Raw genomic sequence first — 21,951 nt, forward strand, 5'->3', positions numbered from 1 at the left:
AAAACAACGTTTATGCCTTATACATGACTATTAGTCTGGATTTCGGGTATTTTTACTCTGCCTGAATATAAATATTATCTGATTAATTCATCAGTAATACTTTGCAAAAACTGAAGCCGCTCAGGCTTCAGTTTCCCGTCTGCCGCAGCCTGTTTCAGTGCACAGCCCGGTTCCTGACGATGAGTACAATTATGAAAGCGGCACTCTCCGATATACTGACGCATATCAGGGAAATAATGCAGCAGATTACTAACTAACAAATGATGTAAGCCAAATGCCTGCAATCCGGGCGAATCAATAAGCTGACTGTGTGCATCCAGATCATATAATTGTGCATGAGTCGTGGTGTGACGGCCTGAATCCAGTGCCGCTGAGATATCACCTACCCTTGCCTGTTCATTACCCAGTAATGCATTGGTTAAAGTTGATTTACCCATACCTGACTGACCTAACAGGATTGCCCGCTCTCCCTGCAAATACCGGTGTAGCTCAGCCACATTATATAAGGCACTAATATTGATTACCTGATAACCCAGACTCTGATAAAACGCCAATTTTTCGAGCCAAAGCTTATTTTGTGGTAAATCTGCCTTATTTAATACAATCAGTGGCGGTATATCCGCAGCCTCTGCAGCCAGTAATGCACGCTGCAATAATAATTCACTGGGAGTCGGTACAGCAGCCAGTACGATTAGCATAAGGGTAACATTGGCCGCAATGAGTTTACTGCGCGTAGCATCCTGCCGGTAAAGCAGGCTGCGCCGGGGTAAATAATCCTCAATTACAGCCTGCTGCTGATTGATATGACTAATATGGACTTCATCACCACAAGCAAAATCAACTCTTTTCTTTCGCGTAGTGGCTTCATAAGTTTTACCCGCATGTGTGCGCACCATGAAGCGGCGCCCGAAACTGGTAATAATCTGTGCTGTTAATAATTCATTCGCAGGCTGCGCCATTCTCAGTCTGCCTTTACGGCTGTTTGTAATGCCGCAATACGTTCCCGTGCTCCCGGATGCGAATCATAAAACCGCGAATACCAGATATCGCTAACCAGACTGGAGGCATTAGTACGATAAAGTTTGGTTAAAGCATGAATCAGATCATCGGCATTTGCATATTTTGCTGCAAAACGGTCTGCTTCAAATTCATTTTTACGCGACAAAACACTCGACAATGGTGAAAACGGAAAAGTAAATACGGGCAGTACCAACATGAATAATAATAAAGCCATAGCATGACTGACTTCATGCACACCCAGACCAGTATAAAAACCAGTCTGAGGTAATAGCCAGCCCAAAACAGCAAAAACAATTAAAGCCAATATAAAAGTAACAATCATTTGTTTGAATACATGTTTGTGGGCAAAATGACCTAACTCATGAGCCAGCACAGCCTCAACCTCACTTATCTGCATATCTTTCAGTAAGGTATCAAAAAATACAATGCGCTTATGTTTCCCCAGACCAGTAAAATAAGCATTACCATGCCCGCTGCGTCTGGAGCCATCCATTACAAAAATACCATCACTCTGAAAACCAGTACGCTGCAACAAGTTTTCAATCCGGGTTCGCAATGCATCATCTTTCAATAGTTCAAATTTATTGAAAAGCGGCGCAATCCATTTTGGAAAAGCCCACATCAGTAATAAGGAAAAACTGACCCATACCAGCCATACAGCCAGCCACCATGCGCCACCAAACCAGTTTGCTGCAATCAGAATCCGCATCAGCCACAGAATAATATACAGTAAGGGCAAGCCAACAATAATGGCTATAAGACTACCTTTAAACTGATCAGCAATAAAAGTAGCCATGGTCATTTTGTTAAAGCCAAATTTTGCCTCCAGACAAAAACTGCGGTACCAGGCGATCGGCCAGCCAAGAATCATATTAACCAAAGCAAACAGACCAATAAGCACAATTCCCTGTGCAATATCGTGCTGCACCCATTTCTGACTTAAATGCGCTAATAGATCAAGACCGCCACCAAGTGTGAATATTAGCAATAATAATGCCTGAAACAGAATTTCATAACGAGCCAGACGCTGCTTGGCCAAAGTATAATCTGCTGCTTTCTGATGCTCTGCCAGAGACACACTTTGTACAAAAGCCGACGGAACATGGCTACGATGTGCCAGTACAGCTTTACTTTGGCGAACCGAAAGATATAGCTGGCCACATATGCTGCAGATGAAAAATAATAAAAACAATATATAAATTGTTTGGGCAGAAAGATAAAACACCATAAAAATACTTTGTACCTGAAAATAATCATTTTAACGGAGTTTATCTGTTACTGGCTGAAAAGTGTCTGAATAAACATCCTTCTATTTAAAATTAACATGATTATTTAACTGAATAATATATTTATTACTGTATGTTATCTTGTGATAATATCCAAAACTACTTACAACATTACACAAATTATATTCAATTTAGAATAATTGAAATTCAGTCTGTTCTGTGTTTTCCTAAAACAATTACTTTTGCCTGATTTTAGCTCTAGATATAGGTAAAAAAATCAGCTTAACCTATCAGCCTTATCAGAAAGAAGCTAAAATCATATTTTATTATTAATCAAGATTAAGATATGCAAAACGCTAAAAATCTTGCGTGGCTGGATATGGAAATGACCGGATTAAATCCGGATACAGACCGTATTATAGAAGTTGCTATGATCATTACCGATAGTGACCTGAATATACTCGCACAGTCTGAAGTACTGGTAATTCATCAGCCAGACAGCATTATCGATCATATGGATAAATGGAATACCACCACTCATACCCGTACTGGTCTGGTAGATAAAGTAAAAGCTTCCACGTTAACAGAAGCTGAGGCTGAAGAAAAATTGCTGGCTTTTATCAGTGAGTGGATACCGGAAAAAGCCTCACCAATGTGTGGCAATTCCATTCATCAGGATCGCCGCTTTATGGTGCGCTACATGCCGCGACTGGAAGCTTACTTCCATTACCGCAATCTGGATGTTTCTACTCTTAAAGAACTGGCTAGACGCTGGAATCCTGCCATTGTCAAAGGCATTAGTAAAAAAGGTGCGCATCAGGCTCTGGATGATATTAAGGAAAGCATTGAGGAAATGGCTTATTATCGCGAACACTTCTTAACAATACCTAGCTGATTTTGTATACTGCCCTATTTATCTTTGCTGAAATTAATTCCGGTTATGATCAATCCGTCCTGCCCCATTAATCAGACAGCCATTTGGGCACAATTGCATCAGCATCAGCGCAGCACCCGTTTCTTGCATATGCGCGACTTATTCCGTCAGCAGCCGGATCGTTTTGCACAAATGCATGAACAATTAAATGGTCTGTTACTGGATTACAGCAAAAACCGTATTACTGAAGATACACTTGCATTACTGATTGAGCTGGCCAATATTGCAGATGTACGTGGCTGGACTGATAAAATGCGCCGCGGTGATAAAATTAATGTTAGCGAAAATCGTGCCGTATTACATACAGCACTCAGGTTACCGCCGCATGCTGAATTGTATGTTGATGATCATAATATCGTACCGGATATCCATCGGGAACTGGAACGAGCCTACTGCTTTGCCGAATCAGTGCGCAATGGTGAATATACTGGAGCTGGTAATGAACGTATTACGGATATTATTAATATAGGTATTGGCGGATCTCATCTTGGTCCGGAAATGGTGACACTGGCCTTACGTCCGTTTCAGCAAACTGGTCTGAATATTTATTATGTTGCCAATGTTGACGGCGCCAACCTGATTCAGGTATTGAATAAAATTAATCCGGCCACAACCATTTTTATCATTGCTAGCAAATCCTTTACTACACCTGAAACTTTGCTGAATGCACAAACCGCACGTAATTGGTTTTTACAACAGGGAATGAGTGAAGCTGATATCAGCCGCCATTTTATAGCGATAACCAGTGCTGTTGATAAAGCACAGGCTTTTGGTATCACTTCGGATCATACATTCTCCATGTTTGACTGGGTAGGCGGCCGCTACTCTGTTTGGTCAACTATTGGATTATCAGTTATTTGTGCCATTGGTAAAGAAAATTTTCAGGATTTTCTTGCTGGCGGCAGAGCAATGGATGAACATTTTTTTCATGCACCGCTAAGACATAATATTCCGGTTTTACTCGGACTGATCGGATTGTGGTATCACACCTTTTATACCACAACCAGCCATGCAATTATTCCTTATGACCACGGACTGCGCCGTCTGGCTGCGCACTTGCAGCAGCTGGACATGGAAAGTAATGGAAAACAGGTAAGCCGTTATGGAGAACGGCTGGACTTTGATACTGGTCCGATAATCTGGGGGGAGGAAGGTGTTAACTGCCAGCATGCTTTTTTTCAATTACTGCACCAGGGGCCACGACTGATTTCTTCCGATTTTATTGTTCCAGTTAACAGTTTTTATCATGTCAGTACCCAGCATAAAGTACTTGTTGCTAATGCCTTTGCTCAAACTGAAGCACTGATGCGTGGTAAAACACTGGCGGAAGCTTATGCCGAATTAATTGATCTGGATAACAAATCACGCGATATTATGGCTCCGCAAAAAGTATTTCCGGGTAATCAGCCATCTAATACACTCTTAATAGATGAAATTAACCCGTTTAATCTGGGTATGCTGCTGGCCATGTATGAACATAAAGTATTTGTACAGGGTGTAATCTGGGGAATTAATTCATTCGATCAGTGGGGTGTAGAGTACGGAAAAGTTCTGGCTAAAAATATTGAACCGGAATTAAGTACTAATGATTCGCTACACCATGATGCTTCAACTAACGGCCTCATTGACTATTTCAGAAAACATCATCATGACACAAACCTTAATTGACATTACCACCAAACTGGATGAACTGGGACATACGGTAACCTGTGCCGAATCATGTACCGGGGGCTTGTTGGCAGCAGAACTAACTCGCCTGCCGGGTAGTTCAAATTGGTTTAATATGGGCTATGTCACTTATAGCAATCAGGCAAAAAAACAGTTACTTAATGTTAACGAAACAACTTTGCGCCATTATGGAGCTGTCAGTGAGGAATGTGTACGCGAAATGGCACTGGGTGCTCTGATTAATTCGAAAGCAAATTATGCTATTTCGATTTCCGGTATTGCCGGACCAACTGGAGGAAGTGCCGAAAAACCAGTTGGTACAGTATGGTTCGGGCTGGCAACCAAACAGCGTATCTGGGCTAAAAATTATCAGTTTAACGGTAACAGAGATACAATCCGCACTCAGGCTGTGGAATATGCTTTGCGTTTTTTACGTCAATATTTATACCGTTAAACCAGACTGTCTACGTTATCAGAATCCAGCAGATAAAATAAAACTGACCGGTTTTTCACAGCCGGTCAGTTTTTCATTTCAAACAGAATTGAGAATCAACCATACTTATTCAATACGTTCACCATGGATACTCACATCCATACCTTCGCGTTCTGAATCATGATCAATACGTAAACCGCGACATACAATTGCCACAATTTTAAGAATCAGATAAGTCATAATTACGCTGTATACAATTGTAATAACTACATCTTTAATCTGTGCCAGCAGTTGACTACCTATAGCCGCCTCACCGCCAAAAATGGCGTTACTGAATAGCAAACCAGTTAAAATTGAACCAACGATACCGCCAAAGCCATGAATACCAAAGGCATCAAGCGAATCATCATAACCAAATCTGCGTTTTAAATATACTGCGGCAAAATAAGCAGCAACAGCTGTCAATACTCCGATTACCAATGCAGCTTGTGGACCGACAAACCCGGCAGCAGGTGTAATGCCTACCAGACCGGACACTGCACCAGAAGCCATACCCAATGCAGAAGGTTTATGTCCTGCCAGTTTTTCACATAACATCCATGTTAATGCTGCTGAAGCTGCTGCTATCTGAGTCACAGCCATAGCCATACCGGCAGAAGCATCCGCAGCACCAGCTGAACCGGCATTAAAGCCAAACCAGCCAACCCATAGCATCGCAGCACCGGTTAGAGTAAGTACCATATTATGTGGTGCCATTACATCCTTACCGTATCCCAGACGTTTACCAATCACCAGTGCAGCTACCAGTCCGGCAACACCGGCATTAATATGCACAACCGTTCCGCCGGCAAAATCCAGAACCGGTGTTTGCGTATTACTCATAAAGCCTCCGCCCCAGACCCAGTGACATATCGGCGCATAAACACAAGTAACCCAAAAACCGGAAAATAACAATAAGGCTGAAAATTTCAGACGTTCGGCAAAAGCACCTGTCACAATAGCCGTAGATATAATAGCGAAGGTCATTTGAAAAAACATGAATACTGACTCAGGAACAGTACCATCTCCATTAACAATAGTAGTCATTTCTCTGGTTTTATCCAGCCCCATACCACCAAGCATAAATCGATCCAAACCACCTATAAATGAATTACCCGGGGTAAAAGCTAAAGAATAGCCTATTATCATCCACAGCACACTCACCAGAGCGGCAACGACAAAGCTGTGCATCATGGTACCCAATACATTTTTTTTTCGTACCATTCCACCATAAAACAATGCCAGACCCGGAACAGTCATCAGCAAAACCAGTACGGCAGAAGTCATTACCCATGCTGTATTACCTGCATTTATCTCTGACAGCGGTCGCCACCATCCGGACAAATCAGCAGCCAGTAGCGGCAATGGTAATAACAGAGCTGTCGTTACTACACATTTATCAATCAACTTCATTGTATTTCCCTTAATAAATATTCAGATTATTTATACAGCATCCGATCCGGACTCACCTGTACGTATTCGCACCACCTGCTCAACCGCTGAAACAAAAATTTTGCCGTCACCCACTTTACCTGTACTGGCACATGTCATTATCGCTTCAACAGCCCGCTCTACCAGATCATCTACGAGTACAATTTCTATTTTAATTTTAGGTAAAAAATCGACTTCATATTCTGCACCCCGATAGATTTCAGTATGTCCTTTTTGCCTGCCAAAACCTTTTACCTCACTGACAGTCATTCCTTGCACACCTATTTCAGCCAGTGCTTCACGTACATCATCCAGCTTGAATGGTTTAATCATCGCTGTGATTTTTTTCATATAACTCTCCTCTTTTCAGAATTTTTGAATGTTACTCATCAAGACAGTCTTAATGACATTCATCAAATCCAAATTGTTAATTCTGCAATTTGCAGCAAGCAAAAATTTTAATAACACCATACATCTTTATTTTAAATCTGCAAAGATGTATCAAAATTACTGAGGTATTTATCTTATTTTTTGCTAATGAATCCCTCAGACAAATGACATAATCAATCTGGTTGATATAGCCTATAGAACAAATAAAATAGTTATATAAACCATTTATATTTCAATTCTGCATATAAACTAATCAGCTCAATAGATATAAATACATATCAACTCCAGATGATATCTTTATCAGAAATTGTATCTGAGAGAATAAAAGTAGCAGATGAAATAAAATTACATTTATTATTCTTTTTGCATAAATAATTTCAATAGAAAACACACACATGTGACATACATTAAATATGCCGTATCAGGTATAATTAATCACGACAGTAAAAATAAATATATGCATTATTGAAACTTCATGTTTCTATCAAGAGGTCAACATGCTAATTTGCAATCCGTATGAAATCGTTATCCAGGGTATGACTAATAATAATAAACGTTTTCGTCCCAGTGACTGGGCCGAGCGTTTATGCGGTATATTGTCCTCTTTTGATCAGGGACATCGTCTGTCTTATCATCAATGGGTTCGTCCTATTTTAATAGATAATATTCGTTGTGTTGCCGTTGATCGTAAACTGGAAGAAATCAGCAGCACAGCATTCAATTTTCTGATGGACTTTGCCCGTGATAACGACCTACGTATTCTGGATTGCAAATCTTTATTAGAAGAACAGGAACATAAACAAATTACACTCACCGATGCTGTATCTCAGAAAAATGCAGAAACAGCACAAACACAATTAAATACAATTCAAACAGAAATAGAAATAGAACTACAGGTTCCGGTTAATCAATTACGTGAACTGACTCCTGCAGAGACTAGTTCTGCTTTTGCAGCTTTGCATCTGTTGCATCCCAATATTCGTGATATAGCTCAGTTTCAGGATCTGGTCAAAATTCAGCAGACCGAAGGTTATCGTCTTTTGGGAATATTTGAAGAAGGTAAACAGAATGCCGTGACCGTTTGTGGCTTTCGAATTGTGACTAACTTTGCTTCTGGACGCCATATACATATTGATGATTTAGCCAGCCTTCATTTACCCATAGCTGATGAGCAGGCTAGCCAGATTTTCAAAACATTGAAAACAATTGCAATAAATGAACACTGTAGCAGTATTCATGCTGATTCAAATGTATCTTCGGATAGTAGCAATATGCATCATTTATATCTGAAAAACGGTTTTACATTATGCAGCCATAAATTCAGCCAAAAAATTGATTAAATAACATCTTCATAACATATAAAAATACAGGATATTTCATATCCTGTATTTTTTATCCGCATATTAGCTATCAAGATAGCAAATTTATCTTCAGTTAATTTGTTTTTAAAATACACAAATCAGATTGAATTTATTTTCATATTTCTGAATAGCACGATATAAATCTCATTCTTTTTCAGAAAGATAGCCACGCAATTTCTGCATAGCTTTGGCTTCAATCTGGCGGATACGTTCTGCAGATACACCATATTCACCAGCCAGGTCATGCAAGGTTAATCCACCATCATCTGCCAGCCAGCGACTTTCAACAATATGCCGGCTGCGATCATCCAGTTTAGCCAGTGCATTCTGCAAACCTTCGGTCTGCAGAGTATAATGCGCCTGCTGCGCCAGTACTTGTGTTGGTTCTGTAGTACTGTCAGTCAGCCAGTCTATCGGTGCAAAATTATCCTCATCATCATTTTCTGCCAGCAGCGACATGTCCTTACCTGTCATCCGCTGTTCCATTTCCAGAACTTCAGACAGTTTCACACCTAAATCATCAGCAATCGACTGTGCTTCTTTGTTACTTAACGCAGCCATAGATTTGCGCATACTGCGTAAATTGAAGAATAATTTACGCTGTGGTTTAGTAGTAGCTACACGTACCAAACGCCAGTTACGTAAAATAAATTCGTGTATTTCAGCTTTAATCCAATGTACCGCAAACGAAAATAAACGTACGCCACGACTTGGCTGAAAGCGTTTTACCGCTTTCATCAAACCAATATTGCCTTCCTGAATCAAATCAGCCTGATTCAGACCATAACCATCATAACCACGAGCGATAGAAACGACTACACGCAAGTGGGACAAAATCAGTTTTTTTGCAGCCTCTAAATCCCCTTCGGTCTGGCGTACCGCCAAATCCTGTTCTTCCTCAGGAGAAAGCATAGGAATATTGTTTACGGTATGAATGTATTGCTCCAAACTACCATGCCCGGTCAGCACGGGTAATGCAAAAGCGGTATTCATGCCTGTCCTTTCTCTGTGTGCCCAGCTATTTAATTATTTTTCGCTCCCTACAATAACACATTGTTTATTGCAGGAAAACAATTAATAACTGAGTTAATAATTTATCATTGTAATTAAAATATTACTGTACTTCAATTACTATTTATGATTTGTTCATTATAGGAAAAATAATGTATATTCAAAATTATGATTGTATAAATTTATCATTATACGCATTAGTTTGGTTTATTCAATGGCGATAATGTCCATAAATACCTAGTATTAACAGTAAAAACAGACTGATCAAAGCCAAAGACCAGCTGCTTCCGAGTCGCATATAGGGTGTACTACCTTTATAACCGGATATTTCACCTTCTAATACAGATGCAGTATCAGGTTTGAGTTGTGCCACAACTTTCCCTTTAGGATTAATAATTGCAGTCATTCCTGTATTGGTTGCACGAACCATATAGCGCCCTGTTTCTAATGCACGTGCCTGAGATTGCTGTAATTGCTGCTGCATAGCATGTGACTTTCCATACCAGGCCATATTGCTTACATTTGCCAGTAAACTCGCCTGTTTGGCTGTAGCAATTAGTTCATCTCCGAAACCATCTTCATAACAAATATTAAATGCAATACGCTGATTAGCCAGTTGTAAAGGCATTTGTCCTATGCCACCACCAGAAAAACCGACCAGTGGCATGTCCATCTTACTATACAGCCAGCCCAGTAAAGCCGGAAAAGGAATATACTCACCAAACGGAACCAGATGATTTTTTGCATAGAAAGGTAATCCGGCTGTTACAGGAGTAGCTGTAAAATTAATCACTGCATTTTGATAACCGGTTCCATCTGCCGTATATTGCGGAATACCCACGGCGAGTGCAGAACCATGGCTGCGCGCAAGCTGAGTAAATTCATCTAATAGTTCAGCAGGCATATCCTGACGCATTACCGGAATCGCTGTTTCTGGCAAAATAACAATATCTGCATGGGTACTGGCTATCTGATCAAAATAACGTTGTAATGTTGGCTGTAATGACCGCTCATCCCATTTGAATGACTGCGGAATATTGCCTTGTGCCAGAGCAATCCTGGCATGAGTGCCATCTGACTGTGTAAAGTGAAACTGTAATAATATTGCTCCAAGCAACCATACACTTATTAATGCAACACCACAGCTAATCTTTACTCTCCAGCTTTTTGCCAGTACCAACTCAGCCAGCCAGGCACCACTGGCTACAGTAACCAGTGTAACCAGAAAAATACCACCCACTGGTGCATAACCGGCCAGAGCCGAATCTGCTATTTGGCTATAACCCCAGATGCCCCAGCCAAAACCTGTTAGTGCACGTTCACGGACAAATTCAGCCAGACACCATAACAAAGGCAATACAATAGTATGGCAAATAGTGCCTGAAAACCTGAATTTACCCAGTAACCAGAATACTATAGCAGGATAAATAGCCAAATAAGCAGGTAATATCAATGTCAGCGGCCAGGCCCAAATTTGCGCTAATCCGGCAATATCATGTAAAGCAATATCTATCCAGTAGAGTAATGATGTATATGCAGTTAATGCCCACAGATAGGCTGTCCTGATACGCCATTGTGGCCGTACACTCTGCAAAATCAGCAATACCGCCAGTAAAACTGGTAATAACCAATAATGATAATAAGGAGCAAAGGTAAATGGTACCAGAACCGCAGATATGAATAATAACGGCCAGTACACCCATGCTTTAGCTAAAATAGCATGACACTTCATAGCAGAAGAATGTTGTGCAGCTATCTCCGGTTGAGCAGTCACATAAATCTCCGCAGCTTTTAGACAGCTAAATTAAAATTTAATAATTACATTAGCCATTAATGGCAAACATCAATATTCATTATATTTTAATAATATATTTTCAATACAATATATGATTAATTACCATAAATATTGCCTTCTATAAAATACGGATTGATAAGCTATCTCTATGTTTCTGTAGCTAAAACAATGTAAATAAAAAAATTTTCAATGCGCAAACGCATTAAGTATACTAATCTACATCATGTTTAACAGTTACCATTAGTGTCTGTAAGCGCCGTGCATCAGCCCGGGCTATTGTGAAGTTTAATTTACCAATGGTAATTTTTTCACCTCGTACTGGCATGTGGCCTATTTCCTGAATAACCAGACCACCAATAGTGTCTACTTCTTCATCAGAATAATCAGTACCGAAGAATGCATTGATATCTTCTATTTCTGTCACCGCATTAACGCGAAACCGCTCAGCAGACACTGCAAAAATATTATCAGCACTATCATCTTCATCAAATTCATCTTCGATATCACCAATGATAGGCTCTATTACATCTTCAAATGTCACCAGTCCGGAAGTACCGCCATATTCATCAACAACAATAGCCATATGATTACGTTGCTCACGGAATTCTTTCAGCAATGTATTCAGTGATTTACCCTCCGGAACAAATACAGCAGGACGTAATATTTGCTCTAGCTGAAAATGCTCTGTTTTATTCCAGTATTTGAGTAAATCTTTTGCATGCAGGATACCCAGAATTTCATCTTTATCCTCACCAATTACCGGAAAACGAGAATGAGCAGTATCAATGATATAAGTAATAATTTTGTCTAATGAATCATCAATCTTAATCACATCCATCTGGCTGCGCGTTATCATCGCGTCGCGTACTTCCAGATCAGCGAAGTCCAGTACATTTTCCAGACATTGTAAGGTATCTGCATCAAAAACCTGTCGTTCATGGGCTTCCCGCAAGGTTTGCAGTACGTCTTCTTCAGTATCCGGCGTCTCTCCAGATATACGATTAACCAGTCGCTCAAAAAATCCGGGTTTCGATGAACTTTCGTCCATAATCAATATTCATCCTGTATATAGGGATTGGTATATCCTAACTGATGCAGAATACGAATTTCAAGCGCTTCCATAATTTCTGCTTCATCATCATCAATATGATCATAGCCCATCAGGTGTAAAACACCATGGACAGTAAGATGAGCGTAATGCGCTATTACTGATTTATGCTGATCAGCTGCTTCTTTTTCTATCACCTGCGGACAAAAAACCAGATCACCATTGAGTTCTGAGCAGTTAGGTAAATACATACTCTCACCTTCATTGAGTGCAAAACTCAGAACGTTAGTTGCATAATTTTTGTTTCGATAATTATGATTAAATTGGCATGCCGCATCTTCATTACATAGTAATATGGCAATATTGGCTCGGTTATAACTATTCTTACACGTTTGCCATATCCATTGCCGCCACTGTCTATAAGTCGGAACAAGGCTGGCATTACTGCGATTATCGACATTTAAACTGAATATTTGATTCAAATGCTGTAAAACCGGCTTTTTTTTGGCAATTTTCATCTAATTTATTTTGGATCCTAATGGATATATTTTAGCAAGTGCTACTGATAAATGCACTAACTACTCCTATTTCGTTTTAATTACCTTAAAAATCTGATATTTCATTCTAATTACTACTATTCGTATTAAAAATCTGACCAATAAGAATTTATTTATCCTGTGTTAGTGCATAGTATTATTTATATACAATTGTAGGAATGATCTATTGGAATTCTTTTCTAAAATTTTTTATTCAGTGTTTTTAAAAATAATTTAGTTATTATTTTAAGATTAAGATATTTATTATTTCAGTAGTTAATGAATACTAGGCTTTAAAAAAACAATATTTTGACATTTCACTAATAGATATAGCTGATTAATGAATAATTAAGACTATTTCTTTCGCCAATAAACAAAATCCATAAGTAAATTCAATCTTTTATTCAAATATGAATATACTTATGGCAAAAGACATCTGGTAAATTGATTGCTTTAAATAATTTAAAATATACTGCTATTCTAAGCTACTTATCAATTTACCTCTTTGATATAAAATTACTCACCCTGCTTAAATATATGAAAACAGGGCTTTCATTATATATGATAATTTAGCGTAAAATATCTACAATACTACGTGCTGCGCGGCGGGCATCCAATAAAATGAGGCCAAGCTTAGCGCCTTCGTTAGCAGTAACTGCCAGCACATTGGTCTCACCTGCCTGAATTAGCAGAATATAACCATGTTTACCCTTTACCATAACCTGTTCGAGTTCATCACACTGTAACTCACGGGAGGTACGGTTACCCAAAGCAAGCAGAGCTGCTGCCATTGCACCAACGCGGTCTGGATCAACACCATTCGGTAACAAGGTTGCTACCGGCAGACCATCGGAGGAAATTACAGCAGATGCGGTAATATCAGCCGAAGAGCTGTTTAAATCACTTAATACCGAAACCAGTAATTGTTCTTGCATCTTGATGTCTTTCTATTGATGTTATTCATTTACCACATGAATGTCTTCACCCGCCAATACGTACAGACCACGTACCATCGTGACAAAAGCTTCACCATTTAGTAGCGGCAATCCTGCTGTTACCAAAATATTTTTGGTATTGCCTATATACAGAGGGAAGAATGTTAATTCACTCTGACCGGCAGGATCACATATCCCGATAGCGTTGTTGTAGATATTAAGGTTATTTTTAATCAGTAAACTGTGTTTTTCTGTCAGGCGTGTAGCCTCACTAGCCAGATTAGCTACCTCTTCGGCAGTTTCATGATTAAAACCGACATTAGCAAAATAAAAACCATCCTGATCTACCAACAGTGCTTTATGGCTGTCTGATAGCTGCCCCAGAATGTTTTCAAATTCATCAGAGGTAACTTTAACCAGCTGAGAACTGGGCTTAGCCTCTCCGTATAAGAATTCCAGACGTTGTAAGCGATATAACAAATTCAACGCTGTGTGAACATCATCTGTTTCAGCCCATCGTTTCAAACGCTCTTCGGTTAACTTCGCATTAATATCCGCCTGCAGAATATTGGCCAGCAACATACGACTGGCACTCTGGTTGGGGCTGGATACCGCATAAAATGCACCGGCTGGCATCACTTTAGGATACAAATCATGATGTAGCTGTAATGTAGATTCCATACTAACTACCCTTCTAAACCTGGATCAATTGAGTACAGCATAGCAGTAACCAGTTGTTTTACATCATCTTCATTACGGGCATCTACCTCAAAAACAGGTACATTAAGTTTATGCTGCGCCAAATACTGCTGATAAACATCCACGCCCGGCTGAGGATTGATATCCATTTTAGTTACACCAACGACAACCGGAGCCTCATCCAGTAAATCATGAAAAGAGGTAAGAAAAAATTTCAAATCTTTTAATGGATTCTGGCGGGTATTATCCAGCAGCAGAATTAAACCCATACTCCCCTTACTTAAAATACTCCACATGAAGTCAAAACGTTCTTGACCAGGTGTACCATATAAATGAACTTTTGTATGTTCATCAAGCCGAATAACACCATAATCCATGGCTACAGTAGTATGACCTTTTCTATCCTGTGTCATATCCGACGCACTGGCATCAGTCTGTACCGGAGGATCATCCGATAATGCAGCAATGGCAGTCGTTTTTCCCACCCCAACCGGGCCGGTAAATATAATTTTATTTTCAACCATGATTACTCCCTGCTTAGGTATTAATTGCCACGCAAGCGACCCATCAAACGTGCCAGTAAACCACCTTTCGGCTTGTCTTTATCGCTCTCATCATATTCTGCCTCTTGTGTACCACTTGCTGGTTTAGCAGCTTGTGGTGCTTTTCTTGTCAGAACCATTTCTTTCTCCTGTTGTGTAGCAGGAGGAGTCAACTGCTGCTCAATAATCAGGGCACCAATTGAATATGTAGCTGCTATATAGTTTAAAACATCTTCTAAAGAAACTGGTAATAACTTATATAAAGTATTCAGTGCCACAGGCGTACGCACCAAAAAAGCTGACAGACGCATGGCTTCAGGCAAATAAGCCAGACGAGTCATATTTGGCCATGCTTTCAGTCTGATCACTGTATCCGGCGTAATAGGCTCAATCAGACGACCGCGTGCTGTCCAGATTGATAACTGCCAAATACAGGATTGTAAGGTTAGCTTAGCTTTATCATGCAACTGTGCTGTTGATGCGGATGCAGGTACAGTTTTAGTCTGCCATTCTGCATCAGTTTGCATACACAATTGTTGCAAAAAATCACTTTCAGCTGCCAGTAATACTCTTTCAATGCTGGGAAATACAATTAATACAGGCTTATTATTAAACAGAATTGCTGTATCTTCAGTTTGCTGAGCAAGCTTTTGTACTATACCCAGTAAGGTTCCCTGAGTATGAAAGCGCACTACAGTTACCGACTGATGTGCATGCTCAGCAACTTTGTCTGCCTTATGTTCAGCATTTGATTCAATTTTTTCACTAACTGATTCTTTTTGTGCAGCTGCTTTATCAGCAAGCCAGACCCCGTTCCCCTGCTGCAAATTACGCAGATGCTGAAACAGCGTATCGAATCGGATAGGTTTCATCAGGTAAGGTGCTGTAAAAGATGGTGCATTACGACCAAAAAAGACTACCACAGCATCAGGAAATTTCTTTTTTGCCTTATGCCAGAGCTCTTCGCCGTCGTCAGCATCACCATCAACCAAAACCAGTTCGGGCTGTAAATTATCTTCAGGCTGAACTAACTGGTAATTTACACTATTGTACATCTTAAATGCCATGCGCAACATGGCTGTCTGGCGATCATCCACATTGACGAGCAAAACATAGGCAGTTTTTACTTTGGGTATTGAATTGTTCATCATTGATTTTGCACACCACCGTGGTTAATACGTTTCAATAATTGACTCATAGCAAGTACAACTTCTTCAGGTGGCGTCTGAATTTCAGCACGAATTACCTGTAACATTTTTTCCAGACGTGACCATTCTTCTGCACGTTCATATAAGTCAAATAAAGTAATGTAAAGCTGAGACTCTTGCGGATAAAGCAGGACTGATTTTTCTAATAAATCCATTGCTTCATCAAACTGACCAAAGGTAAGCAGCGATTCCACATCCCGCAATACAAGTTCTGCAGGTGTTTCGGCCACGTCATTCTCTGAAGATGCTTTATCAACCAATGACAGGCGTTTAGCTTTAAGGGCACTGCTATTCACAGGCAGATAACCCTGAGTCACGCCAATATCACGCAATATCGTTTCGCTAGGCTTAGTCTCCAACTTTTCAAACATTGGATGATCACCCAGACTGTATCCCCAACCCAGCATACGTTCTTTTACGACATTACCGTATTGGCCCAAAGTATAATACAAACGCCATAAATGCTGTGCAAACACATTGATATTATTATGTCTGTAATCCAGCACCAGAGCATCAATAATCATACCTGCTGGTTTTCTGGATGTTTTAATTGCTTTATTTAGACAGCGAATAGCTGCATCATAGGGCAACTGTTCTTTCAGCAACACGTAACTGTTTTCGGGTTTGGAAAAACTCAGCAGAACATCACGCTCATCACCGCGAATTTTAAAGTTACCTAGATTACCTTCTACCAGCAGTTCGTGCGGCTGCTCCTCAGCATTCTGTTTATTAGCAGAGGATTCTGCTTCAGGTCGAACATCTTCAGGTTTTTTATCCTGATTGATGCCTACTTCTTTTTCTGTTTCCTTGACATCCCATTGCAGCAAATCTTCTGCAAGCACGCGCAGACCCAGATGATTTTCATCTAGTGCAAGTCCTTGGCGAATCAGATTTTCTAATTCAGGCCGCTGGAAATAATTACGATATTGATCAATTACTTCAGCAAGTTTATCTGAATTTTTGGCATCTAAGCATAATGCAGCCAGTTCATTGACCAGAGTATTTGCCATTGCAGGACTCTGCTGGGCAATATTCTGCTCCAGATATGCACCGAGTGAATCAGCTGCTTTCTGAAAATAACCAAACTGTTTATAAACTTTATATTCAGTAAGATGATCTACAGTAGCGACAGAAACCGTGGATTTATCCGGACTGGTGGTTAACTGCCAGTCCCAATCCTCATCCTCCAGAGAAGCTGAAGCATCCTCATTCTCGGATGTATTCTGGGCTTCAGCAGCCTGTTTACCTGTCTTTTTATTTTGTTTAGATGCGGATTGCTTTTTGCGGACCGAACTTTTACTTTTGCCTTGTCCTGCCGCTTTCTGCCGCTTTTTCAGCACGAGCAATACAGCCAGCAAGATAACCAAAAGGGCAATAGGTAAATATAATTCCATAATTTACATCCCTTTTATAATTAGTTGCCAGATGCATGAGCGCATGGTTAAATGCATGTTTTTCATTTACGGTAACGCTTCACATACAATTGTCAATACTGTAACTATTTTACCTTAGCTTGCATTTGTTCGCCAGATTTTTATTTAACCTGGGGCAACATTCCGTTAGGTAATAGTTGCCAGACGTATCCGGGGTATTTCATTTTACCCGCCAAAGCACCGGCTTCATCGCCATAACCCCAGAAATAATCTACTCTTACTGCACCGTTAATGGCACTACCGGTATCCTGCGCCATCATTAACCGGTTTAAACCAAAACCATTAGCGGGATGGGTAGTAGCAACAAATAACGGGGCACCCAGATTCATAAAGTGGCTGTCGACAGCAGCAGAATATCCTTTGGTAAGGGGTACACCCAATGCACCGGTTGGTCCGCTGGCCGGCTCTGCAGATGCGCGAAAAAAGACATAGCTTGGATTTTGCCCTAAGACTTCAGCCAATTGCTGCGGATGTTGCTGTAACCAGGCTTTAATACCCTGCATTGAAGTTTGTGCAAGTGGCAGATAACCTTTGTTAGCCATATATTTTCCAATTGATACATAAGGGTAGTCATTTTTATCGGCAAAACTGAGGCGCAGCATCCGGCCGTCAGGTGTTCTTAACTGCCCCGACCCCTGTACATGCAGAAAAAATAATTCTACCGGATCATTAGCATAACCCAGAACAGGGGCTTTTCCATTAAGTGCGCCTGCATTAATCTGGGCACGGGTGTAATACGGAATCAATTGGTTACCACTGATGCGGCCTTTTAGTGCCCGTGTTTTCTCATTCAGGGGAAAGGAGGCCAGATTAGCGGTGTAATCTCCGTTAGGTGTAATGACGCCGCTATTTGCTCCGGTAAGTCGGATACGTACAACACCCTGACGCTGTCCGGCATTTAGCGGAACGACGATAAAATCGCTGGGAATACCATAAATAGGAAAGCGCGCCTGTGCAGTCTGTCTGGTATCGCCCGGCAGCATTGGTTCATAGTAGCCGGTTACAGTACCGGCCAGCTGTCCGTTCTGGCTGACTTCCCATGGCGTGAAATAAGTTTCAAAAAATACTCTGGCATGCTGGTTATGTCTGGATGTACGTGCTGCCTGCTGACATACTGGCTGCCAGGCTGGCTGCATTTGCAGTTTGCTGCAACTGGTTTTGAATGCATCCAGACTATCAACAAATGACTGAATCGGCCATTGCGGCAATTCCTGATAAGAAACAGCCCGATAGCTGACGCCGGCTTTCCCCGGGGTAAAGACATAATTCCGGGGTAATGGTTTACCCGGTGTTACTGAACCGGTTTCGCCCGGAAGAATTTTATCTGTAGGTTTACGGACATGAGGACAGGCACTCAGAAATAAAACACAGAAGCACAGCATCCAGCAGCGAATTAGGCTGAATTTCTTTGATGGCAAGATTTTTGACATTTTTTAATAGGAATTGAAATCGATACAGATAATATAAACTCTATTTTTACACCATTATGACAGTCCGTCACGCTTTTAAACAATGAACTATTGAATAACTGATTTTAGGCAGTGATATTTGGCGTTGTATAAACTGAATGTAAACACTCTGTTACAATAGCGTTTTTTTAATCAATTCAAATATTCTCCACATTATGAGTAAACCCGCCCTCACACCGATGATGACGCAATACCTGTCTATTAAGGCTGAACATCAGGACAAATTACTGTTTTACCGGATGGGGGATTTCTATGAACTGTTTCTGGAAGATGCCGTTGAAGCAGCCCGTCTGCTGGATATAACGCTGACTACTCGCGGACAGATTAACGGAGAACCGGTCAGAATGGCCGGTGTACCTTATCATGCAGCCGAACAATATCTGGCAAAGCTGGTAAAACTGGGTAAAAGTGTAGCTATTTGTGAACAAACGGGTGAAGTGGGGGCAAATAAGGGACCGGTAGAACGGCAGGTTGTACGTATTGTTACACCGGGTACGGTGACTGATACGGCATTACTTGAAGATAAAGAGACCAACCGTATTGCGGCCGTTTCTTTATTGAAAAAACAGCTTGGCATAGCGTGGCTTTCGCTGCAAAGCGGAGAATTCAGATGCAAAATCATTACTCCTGAAGCATTGCCTAATGAGCTGGCACGTTTGCAGGCTGCAGAAATACTGCTTTCTGATCAGACTCAGGAAAAATTGAATCTTAGTGGCTATGACCGGCAACTAACCCGGTTACACGCATGGCAATTTGCTGCTGATACTGGTGCCCGTATGATTGAGCGTTATTTTGGCAGTCAGGACTTACGTGCTTTCGGTTTACAACCGGGAGTACATGATGCAGCAATCGGTGCTGCGGGTGCTTTGCTGAACTATGTGCAGCAAACTCAAATGCAGTTACCTAAACATTTAGACAGCCTGTCACTGGAACAGGAATCTGCTTATATTGGTATGGATGCGGCAACCCGCCGCAATCTGGAACTAACTCAGACTTTAAGCGGTTTAAAAGCACCGACACTATTTTCTATTTTAGACCAGTGTGCAACTCATATGGGCAGCCGTCTGCTGGCACAATGGTTACATCAGCCATTGCGTCAGCGTGAGCAAATTATAGCCCGGCAACAGGCAGTTACAGATTTAGCCTCTCAGCAGGCACAGGTAACATCCATGCTAAATCAGGTAGCTGATATTGAACGTATTGCCGCACGAATTGCTATTGGCAGTGCCCGTCCTCGTGATTTATCTGCTTTACGGGATAGTTTGACCATTCTGGCAGAATTTCGTTTAGAAGAATCCGGCCAGAGTAGCAGCCTGATACAAACTCTGCTGGAACAGTTTCCACCTGCCGCACCTATTGCCGAACAGTTAAATATGGCGATTATGCCTGAACCGTCGATATGGTTGCGCGACGGTGGGGTGATTAATGATGGCTTTGATGCGGAACTGGATGAATTACGCCGTTTACAGAATCATGCGGATGAGTTTTTGCTACAATTGGAAAACCGGGAACGGGAACGCACAGGTTTATCCAGTTTGAAAGTTGAATTCAATCGTGTGCATGGTTTTTATATTGAATTGAGCAAAGTACAGTCCGAACAGGCTCCGGCAGACTATCAGCGACGCCAGACTCTGAAAAATGCAGAACGTTATATCACGCCTGAATTAAAGGATTTCGAAGAAAAAGTATTAAGTGCACAGCAAAATGCACTGGAACGGGAAAAACAGATATATGACAAGCTGTTGCTGCAATTACAAAGTGAACTGCCGGTATTACAGCGTTGTGCCCGTACGGCAGCCAGTCTGGATGTATTAAATACACTGGCCAGATATGCATGCACCGAACATTACTGTTTTCCGGAATTGGTAAACTATCCATGTTTACAAATTAAAAATGGCCGTCATCCGGTAGTGGCTGCACAAGTTAAACAATTTACTGCCAATGATACGCGTCTTGATGAAAAACGGCGCCTGATGCTCTTAACTGGCCCGAATATGGGTGGTAAATCTACTTATATGCGACAAGTAGCCTTAATTGTGTTACTGGCGCATATTGGTGCTCCGGTACCTGCAGACAGCTGTACAATGGGAGAATTTGACCAGATATTTACCCGTATTGGTGCTTCGGATGATCTGGCAGGTAACCGCTCTACCTTTATGGTAGAAATGTCGGAAACGGCTTATATTCTGCATCATGCAACGGAACAATCGCTGGTATTAATGGATGAAGTTGGCCGTGGCACATCTACCTTTGATGGTCTGGCTCTGGCGCAGGCCATTGCAGAACATTTACTGCAAAAAAATCGCAGTTATACTCTTTTTGCTACCCATTATTTTGAGTTAACCCGCTTACCTGAGCAGCATGCACACGCATTCAATATGCATCTTGCGGCTTTGGAACAAGGACAGGATATTGTTTTTCTGCATCATATTGAATCCGGCCCGGCAAGTAAAAGTTATGGGATAGCAGTAGCGAAACTGGCCGGCCTGCCGGCGCGGGCACTGAGTGCCGCCTACCGCCATTTACAAACACTTGAACAGCATGCAGCTTCCGAACAGCCGCAACTGGATATGTTTCAGGCTCAGGCAGCAGACAGCGAAGAAGAAACCATGATGGATACCGATATTAATCATGTTGCTATATCGGCAATTCCTGCTGATTTATGCGCTCAGCTAAATGCACTAAAGCCTGATGAACTGACACCTAAAGCAGCACTGGCAGCTATTTATGATCTGGTGAACTGCTGGCAAAATCATCAGTCATCATAAAAAAT

General features: G+C 41.1%; 19 protein-coding genes. 5 read left to right on the forward strand and 14 right to left on the reverse strand.

The window, feature by feature from the left end; all coding sequences use genetic code 11:
* Positions 1-74 precede the first annotated feature (74 nt).
* The gene (gene rsgA, locus GYX91_RS10280) at positions 75-959 is read right to left on the reverse strand and encodes a ribosome small subunit-dependent GTPase A (protein ID WP_084585883.1); all 885 of its coding nucleotides are present in this window, start codon (positions 957-959) and stop codon (positions 75-77) included.
* 2 nt (positions 960-961) lie between these two features.
* Entirely contained in the window at positions 962-2,248 is a 1,287-nt protein-coding gene (locus GYX91_RS10285) for a M48 family metallopeptidase (RefSeq protein ID WP_174830747.1), read from the reverse strand.
* 344 nt (positions 2,249-2,592) lie between these two features.
* Between GYX91_RS10285 and orn the strand changes: the two genes are divergently transcribed.
* Genes orn through GYX91_RS10300 form a run of 3 tightly spaced genes read left to right on the forward strand, consistent with a single transcriptional unit; the run spans position 2,593 to position 5,302 of the window.
* Complete coding sequence (orn, locus tag GYX91_RS10290) at positions 2,593-3,141, forward strand: oligoribonuclease (RefSeq protein ID WP_078475446.1); 549 nt, start codon at positions 2,593-2,595, stop codon at positions 3,139-3,141.
* 45 nt (positions 3,142-3,186) lie between these two features.
* Positions 3,187-4,848, forward strand: a complete 1,662-nt coding sequence (pgi, locus tag GYX91_RS10295) for a glucose-6-phosphate isomerase (RefSeq protein WP_084586031.1) — start codon at positions 3,187-3,189, stop codon at positions 4,846-4,848.
* Positions 4,829-5,302, forward strand: coding sequence for a CinA family protein (locus tag GYX91_RS10300; protein WP_025331711.1), 474 nt, complete (start codon positions 4,829-4,831; stop codon positions 5,300-5,302). Before pgi ends, GYX91_RS10300 begins: the two co-directional genes overlap by 20 nt.
* A gap of 105 nt (positions 5,303-5,407) precedes the next feature.
* On the opposite strand, the gene GYX91_RS10305 is transcribed toward GYX91_RS10300, so the two are convergent.
* A complete protein-coding gene (locus tag GYX91_RS10305; RefSeq protein WP_174830748.1) occupies positions 5,408-6,733 on the reverse strand; it encodes an ammonium transporter in 1,326 nt (441 codons plus the stop codon).
* 30 nt (positions 6,734-6,763) lie between these two features.
* Positions 6,764-7,102 (reverse strand): P-II family nitrogen regulator, encoded by a 339-nt coding sequence (locus GYX91_RS10310; RefSeq protein WP_025331713.1) that lies wholly within the window; start codon positions 7,100-7,102, stop codon positions 6,764-6,766.
* A gap of 536 nt (positions 7,103-7,638) precedes the next feature.
* Here GYX91_RS10310 and GYX91_RS10315 point away from each other — a divergent pair.
* Entirely contained in the window at positions 7,639-8,481 is an 843-nt protein-coding gene (locus GYX91_RS10315) for a DUF3579 domain-containing protein (protein WP_174830749.1), read from the forward strand.
* A 165-nt stretch (positions 8,482-8,646) separates the two neighbouring features.
* Here the strand turns inward: GYX91_RS10315 and rpoH are convergent, their stop codons facing one another.
* The 10 genes from rpoH to GYX91_RS10365 form a co-directional block, all read right to left on the reverse strand.
* Positions 8,647-9,495, reverse strand: a complete 849-nt coding sequence (gene rpoH, locus GYX91_RS10320; RefSeq protein ID WP_084550936.1) for an RNA polymerase sigma factor RpoH — start codon at positions 9,493-9,495, stop codon at positions 8,647-8,649.
* A gap of 229 nt (positions 9,496-9,724) precedes the next feature.
* Complete coding sequence (gene lnt, locus GYX91_RS10325; protein ID WP_174830783.1) at positions 9,725-11,245, reverse strand: apolipoprotein N-acyltransferase; 1,521 nt, start codon at positions 11,243-11,245, stop codon at positions 9,725-9,727.
* Between the two features lie 274 nt (positions 11,246-11,519).
* Entirely contained in the window at positions 11,520-12,356 is an 837-nt protein-coding gene (locus GYX91_RS10330; RefSeq protein WP_025331717.1) for an HlyC/CorC family transporter, read from the reverse strand.
* Between the two features lie 2 nt (positions 12,357-12,358).
* Entirely contained in the window at positions 12,359-12,874 is a 516-nt protein-coding gene (ybeY, locus tag GYX91_RS10335; protein ID WP_084550932.1) for an rRNA maturation RNase YbeY, read from the reverse strand.
* 587 nt (positions 12,875-13,461) lie between these two features.
* Positions 13,462-13,827: a roadblock/LC7 domain-containing protein gene (locus GYX91_RS10340; RefSeq protein ID WP_025331721.1), complete on the reverse strand. Its 366-nt coding sequence runs from the start codon at positions 13,825-13,827 to the stop codon at positions 13,462-13,464.
* A gap of 21 nt (positions 13,828-13,848) precedes the next feature.
* A complete protein-coding gene (locus tag GYX91_RS10345; protein ID WP_078475436.1) occupies positions 13,849-14,508 on the reverse strand; it encodes a peptidase M23 in 660 nt (219 codons plus the stop codon).
* Positions 14,509-14,513: 5 nt separating this feature from the next.
* A complete protein-coding gene (locus GYX91_RS10350) occupies positions 14,514-15,050 on the reverse strand; it encodes an ATP/GTP-binding protein (RefSeq protein WP_078475435.1) in 537 nt (178 codons plus the stop codon).
* A gap of 20 nt (positions 15,051-15,070) precedes the next feature.
* Complete coding sequence (locus GYX91_RS10355) at positions 15,071-16,219, reverse strand: hypothetical protein (protein WP_100126087.1); 1,149 nt, start codon at positions 16,217-16,219, stop codon at positions 15,071-15,073.
* On the reverse strand, positions 16,216-17,670 hold the full coding sequence (locus GYX91_RS10360; protein ID WP_078475433.1) for a hypothetical protein: 1,455 nt from the start codon (positions 17,668-17,670) through the stop codon (positions 16,216-16,218). The genes GYX91_RS10355 and GYX91_RS10360 overlap by 4 nt, the downstream gene beginning before the upstream one ends.
* Before the next feature lie 140 nt (positions 17,671-17,810).
* Positions 17,811-19,139, reverse strand: coding sequence for a murein transglycosylase A (locus GYX91_RS10365; RefSeq protein ID WP_238791339.1), 1,329 nt, complete (start codon positions 19,137-19,139; stop codon positions 17,811-17,813).
* 194 nt (positions 19,140-19,333) lie between these two features.
* Here GYX91_RS10365 and mutS point away from each other — a divergent pair, with 194 nt between their 5' ends.
* On the forward strand, positions 19,334-21,946 hold the full coding sequence (gene mutS / locus GYX91_RS10370; protein WP_174830750.1) for a DNA mismatch repair protein MutS: 2,613 nt from the start codon (positions 19,334-19,336) through the stop codon (positions 21,944-21,946).
* The last annotated feature ends 5 nt before the right edge of the window (positions 21,947-21,951 follow it).

Source organism: Snodgrassella sp. ESL0304, from assembly GCF_013344995.1.
Classification (GTDB): domain Bacteria; phylum Pseudomonadota; class Gammaproteobacteria; order Burkholderiales; family Neisseriaceae; genus Snodgrassella; species Snodgrassella alvi.

What these genes read in the sequence shown, in the direction of transcription:
- GYX91_RS10360 (WP_078475433.1), bottom strand. Translation starts at nt 17,670, where the DNA reads ATGGAATTATATTTACCTATTGCCCTTTTGGTTATCTTGCTGGCTGTA.
- GYX91_RS10315 (WP_174830749.1), top strand. Translation starts at nt 7,639, where the DNA reads ATGCTAATTTGCAATCCGTATGAAATCGTTATCCAGGGTATGACTAAT.
- GYX91_RS10355 (WP_100126087.1), bottom strand. Translation starts at nt 16,219, where the DNA reads ATGATGAACAATTCAATACCCAAAGTAAAAACTGCCTATGTTTTGCTC.
- GYX91_RS10330 (WP_025331717.1), bottom strand. Translation starts at nt 12,356, where the DNA reads ATGGACGAAAGTTCATCGAAACCCGGATTTTTTGAGCGACTGGTTAAT.
- GYX91_RS10285 (WP_174830747.1), bottom strand. Translation starts at nt 2,248, where the DNA reads ATGGTGTTTTATCTTTCTGCCCAAACAATTTATATATTGTTTTTATTA.
- lnt (WP_174830783.1), bottom strand. Translation starts at nt 11,245, where the DNA reads ATGAAGTGTCATGCTATTTTAGCTAAAGCATGGGTGTACTGGCCGTTA.
- GYX91_RS10340 (WP_025331721.1), bottom strand. Translation starts at nt 13,827, where the DNA reads ATGCAAGAACAATTACTGGTTTCGGTATTAAGTGATTTAAACAGCTCT.
- GYX91_RS10345 (WP_078475436.1), bottom strand. Translation starts at nt 14,508, where the DNA reads ATGGAATCTACATTACAGCTACATCATGATTTGTATCCTAAAGTGATG.
- GYX91_RS10365 (WP_238791339.1), bottom strand. Translation starts at nt 19,139, where the DNA reads ATGTCAAAAATCTTGCCATCAAAGAAATTCAGCCTAATTCGCTGCTGG.
- GYX91_RS10350 (WP_078475435.1), bottom strand. Translation starts at nt 15,050, where the DNA reads ATGGTTGAAAATAAAATTATATTTACCGGCCCGGTTGGGGTGGGAAAA.
- GYX91_RS10300 (WP_025331711.1), top strand. Translation starts at nt 4,829, where the DNA reads ATGACACAAACCTTAATTGACATTACCACCAAACTGGATGAACTGGGA.
- ybeY (WP_084550932.1), bottom strand. Translation starts at nt 12,874, where the DNA reads ATGAAAATTGCCAAAAAAAAGCCGGTTTTACAGCATTTGAATCAAATA.
- orn (WP_078475446.1), top strand. Translation starts at nt 2,593, where the DNA reads ATGCAAAACGCTAAAAATCTTGCGTGGCTGGATATGGAAATGACCGGA.
- pgi (WP_084586031.1), top strand. Translation starts at nt 3,187, where the DNA reads ATGATCAATCCGTCCTGCCCCATTAATCAGACAGCCATTTGGGCACAA.
- rpoH (WP_084550936.1), bottom strand. Translation starts at nt 9,495, where the DNA reads ATGAATACCGCTTTTGCATTACCCGTGCTGACCGGGCATGGTAGTTTG.
- GYX91_RS10310 (WP_025331713.1), bottom strand. Translation starts at nt 7,102, where the DNA reads ATGAAAAAAATCACAGCGATGATTAAACCATTCAAGCTGGATGATGTA.
- GYX91_RS10305 (WP_174830748.1), bottom strand. Translation starts at nt 6,733, where the DNA reads ATGAAGTTGATTGATAAATGTGTAGTAACGACAGCTCTGTTATTACCA.
- rsgA (WP_084585883.1), bottom strand. Translation starts at nt 959, where the DNA reads ATGGCGCAGCCTGCGAATGAATTATTAACAGCACAGATTATTACCAGT.
- mutS (WP_174830750.1), top strand. Translation starts at nt 19,334, where the DNA reads ATGAGTAAACCCGCCCTCACACCGATGATGACGCAATACCTGTCTATT.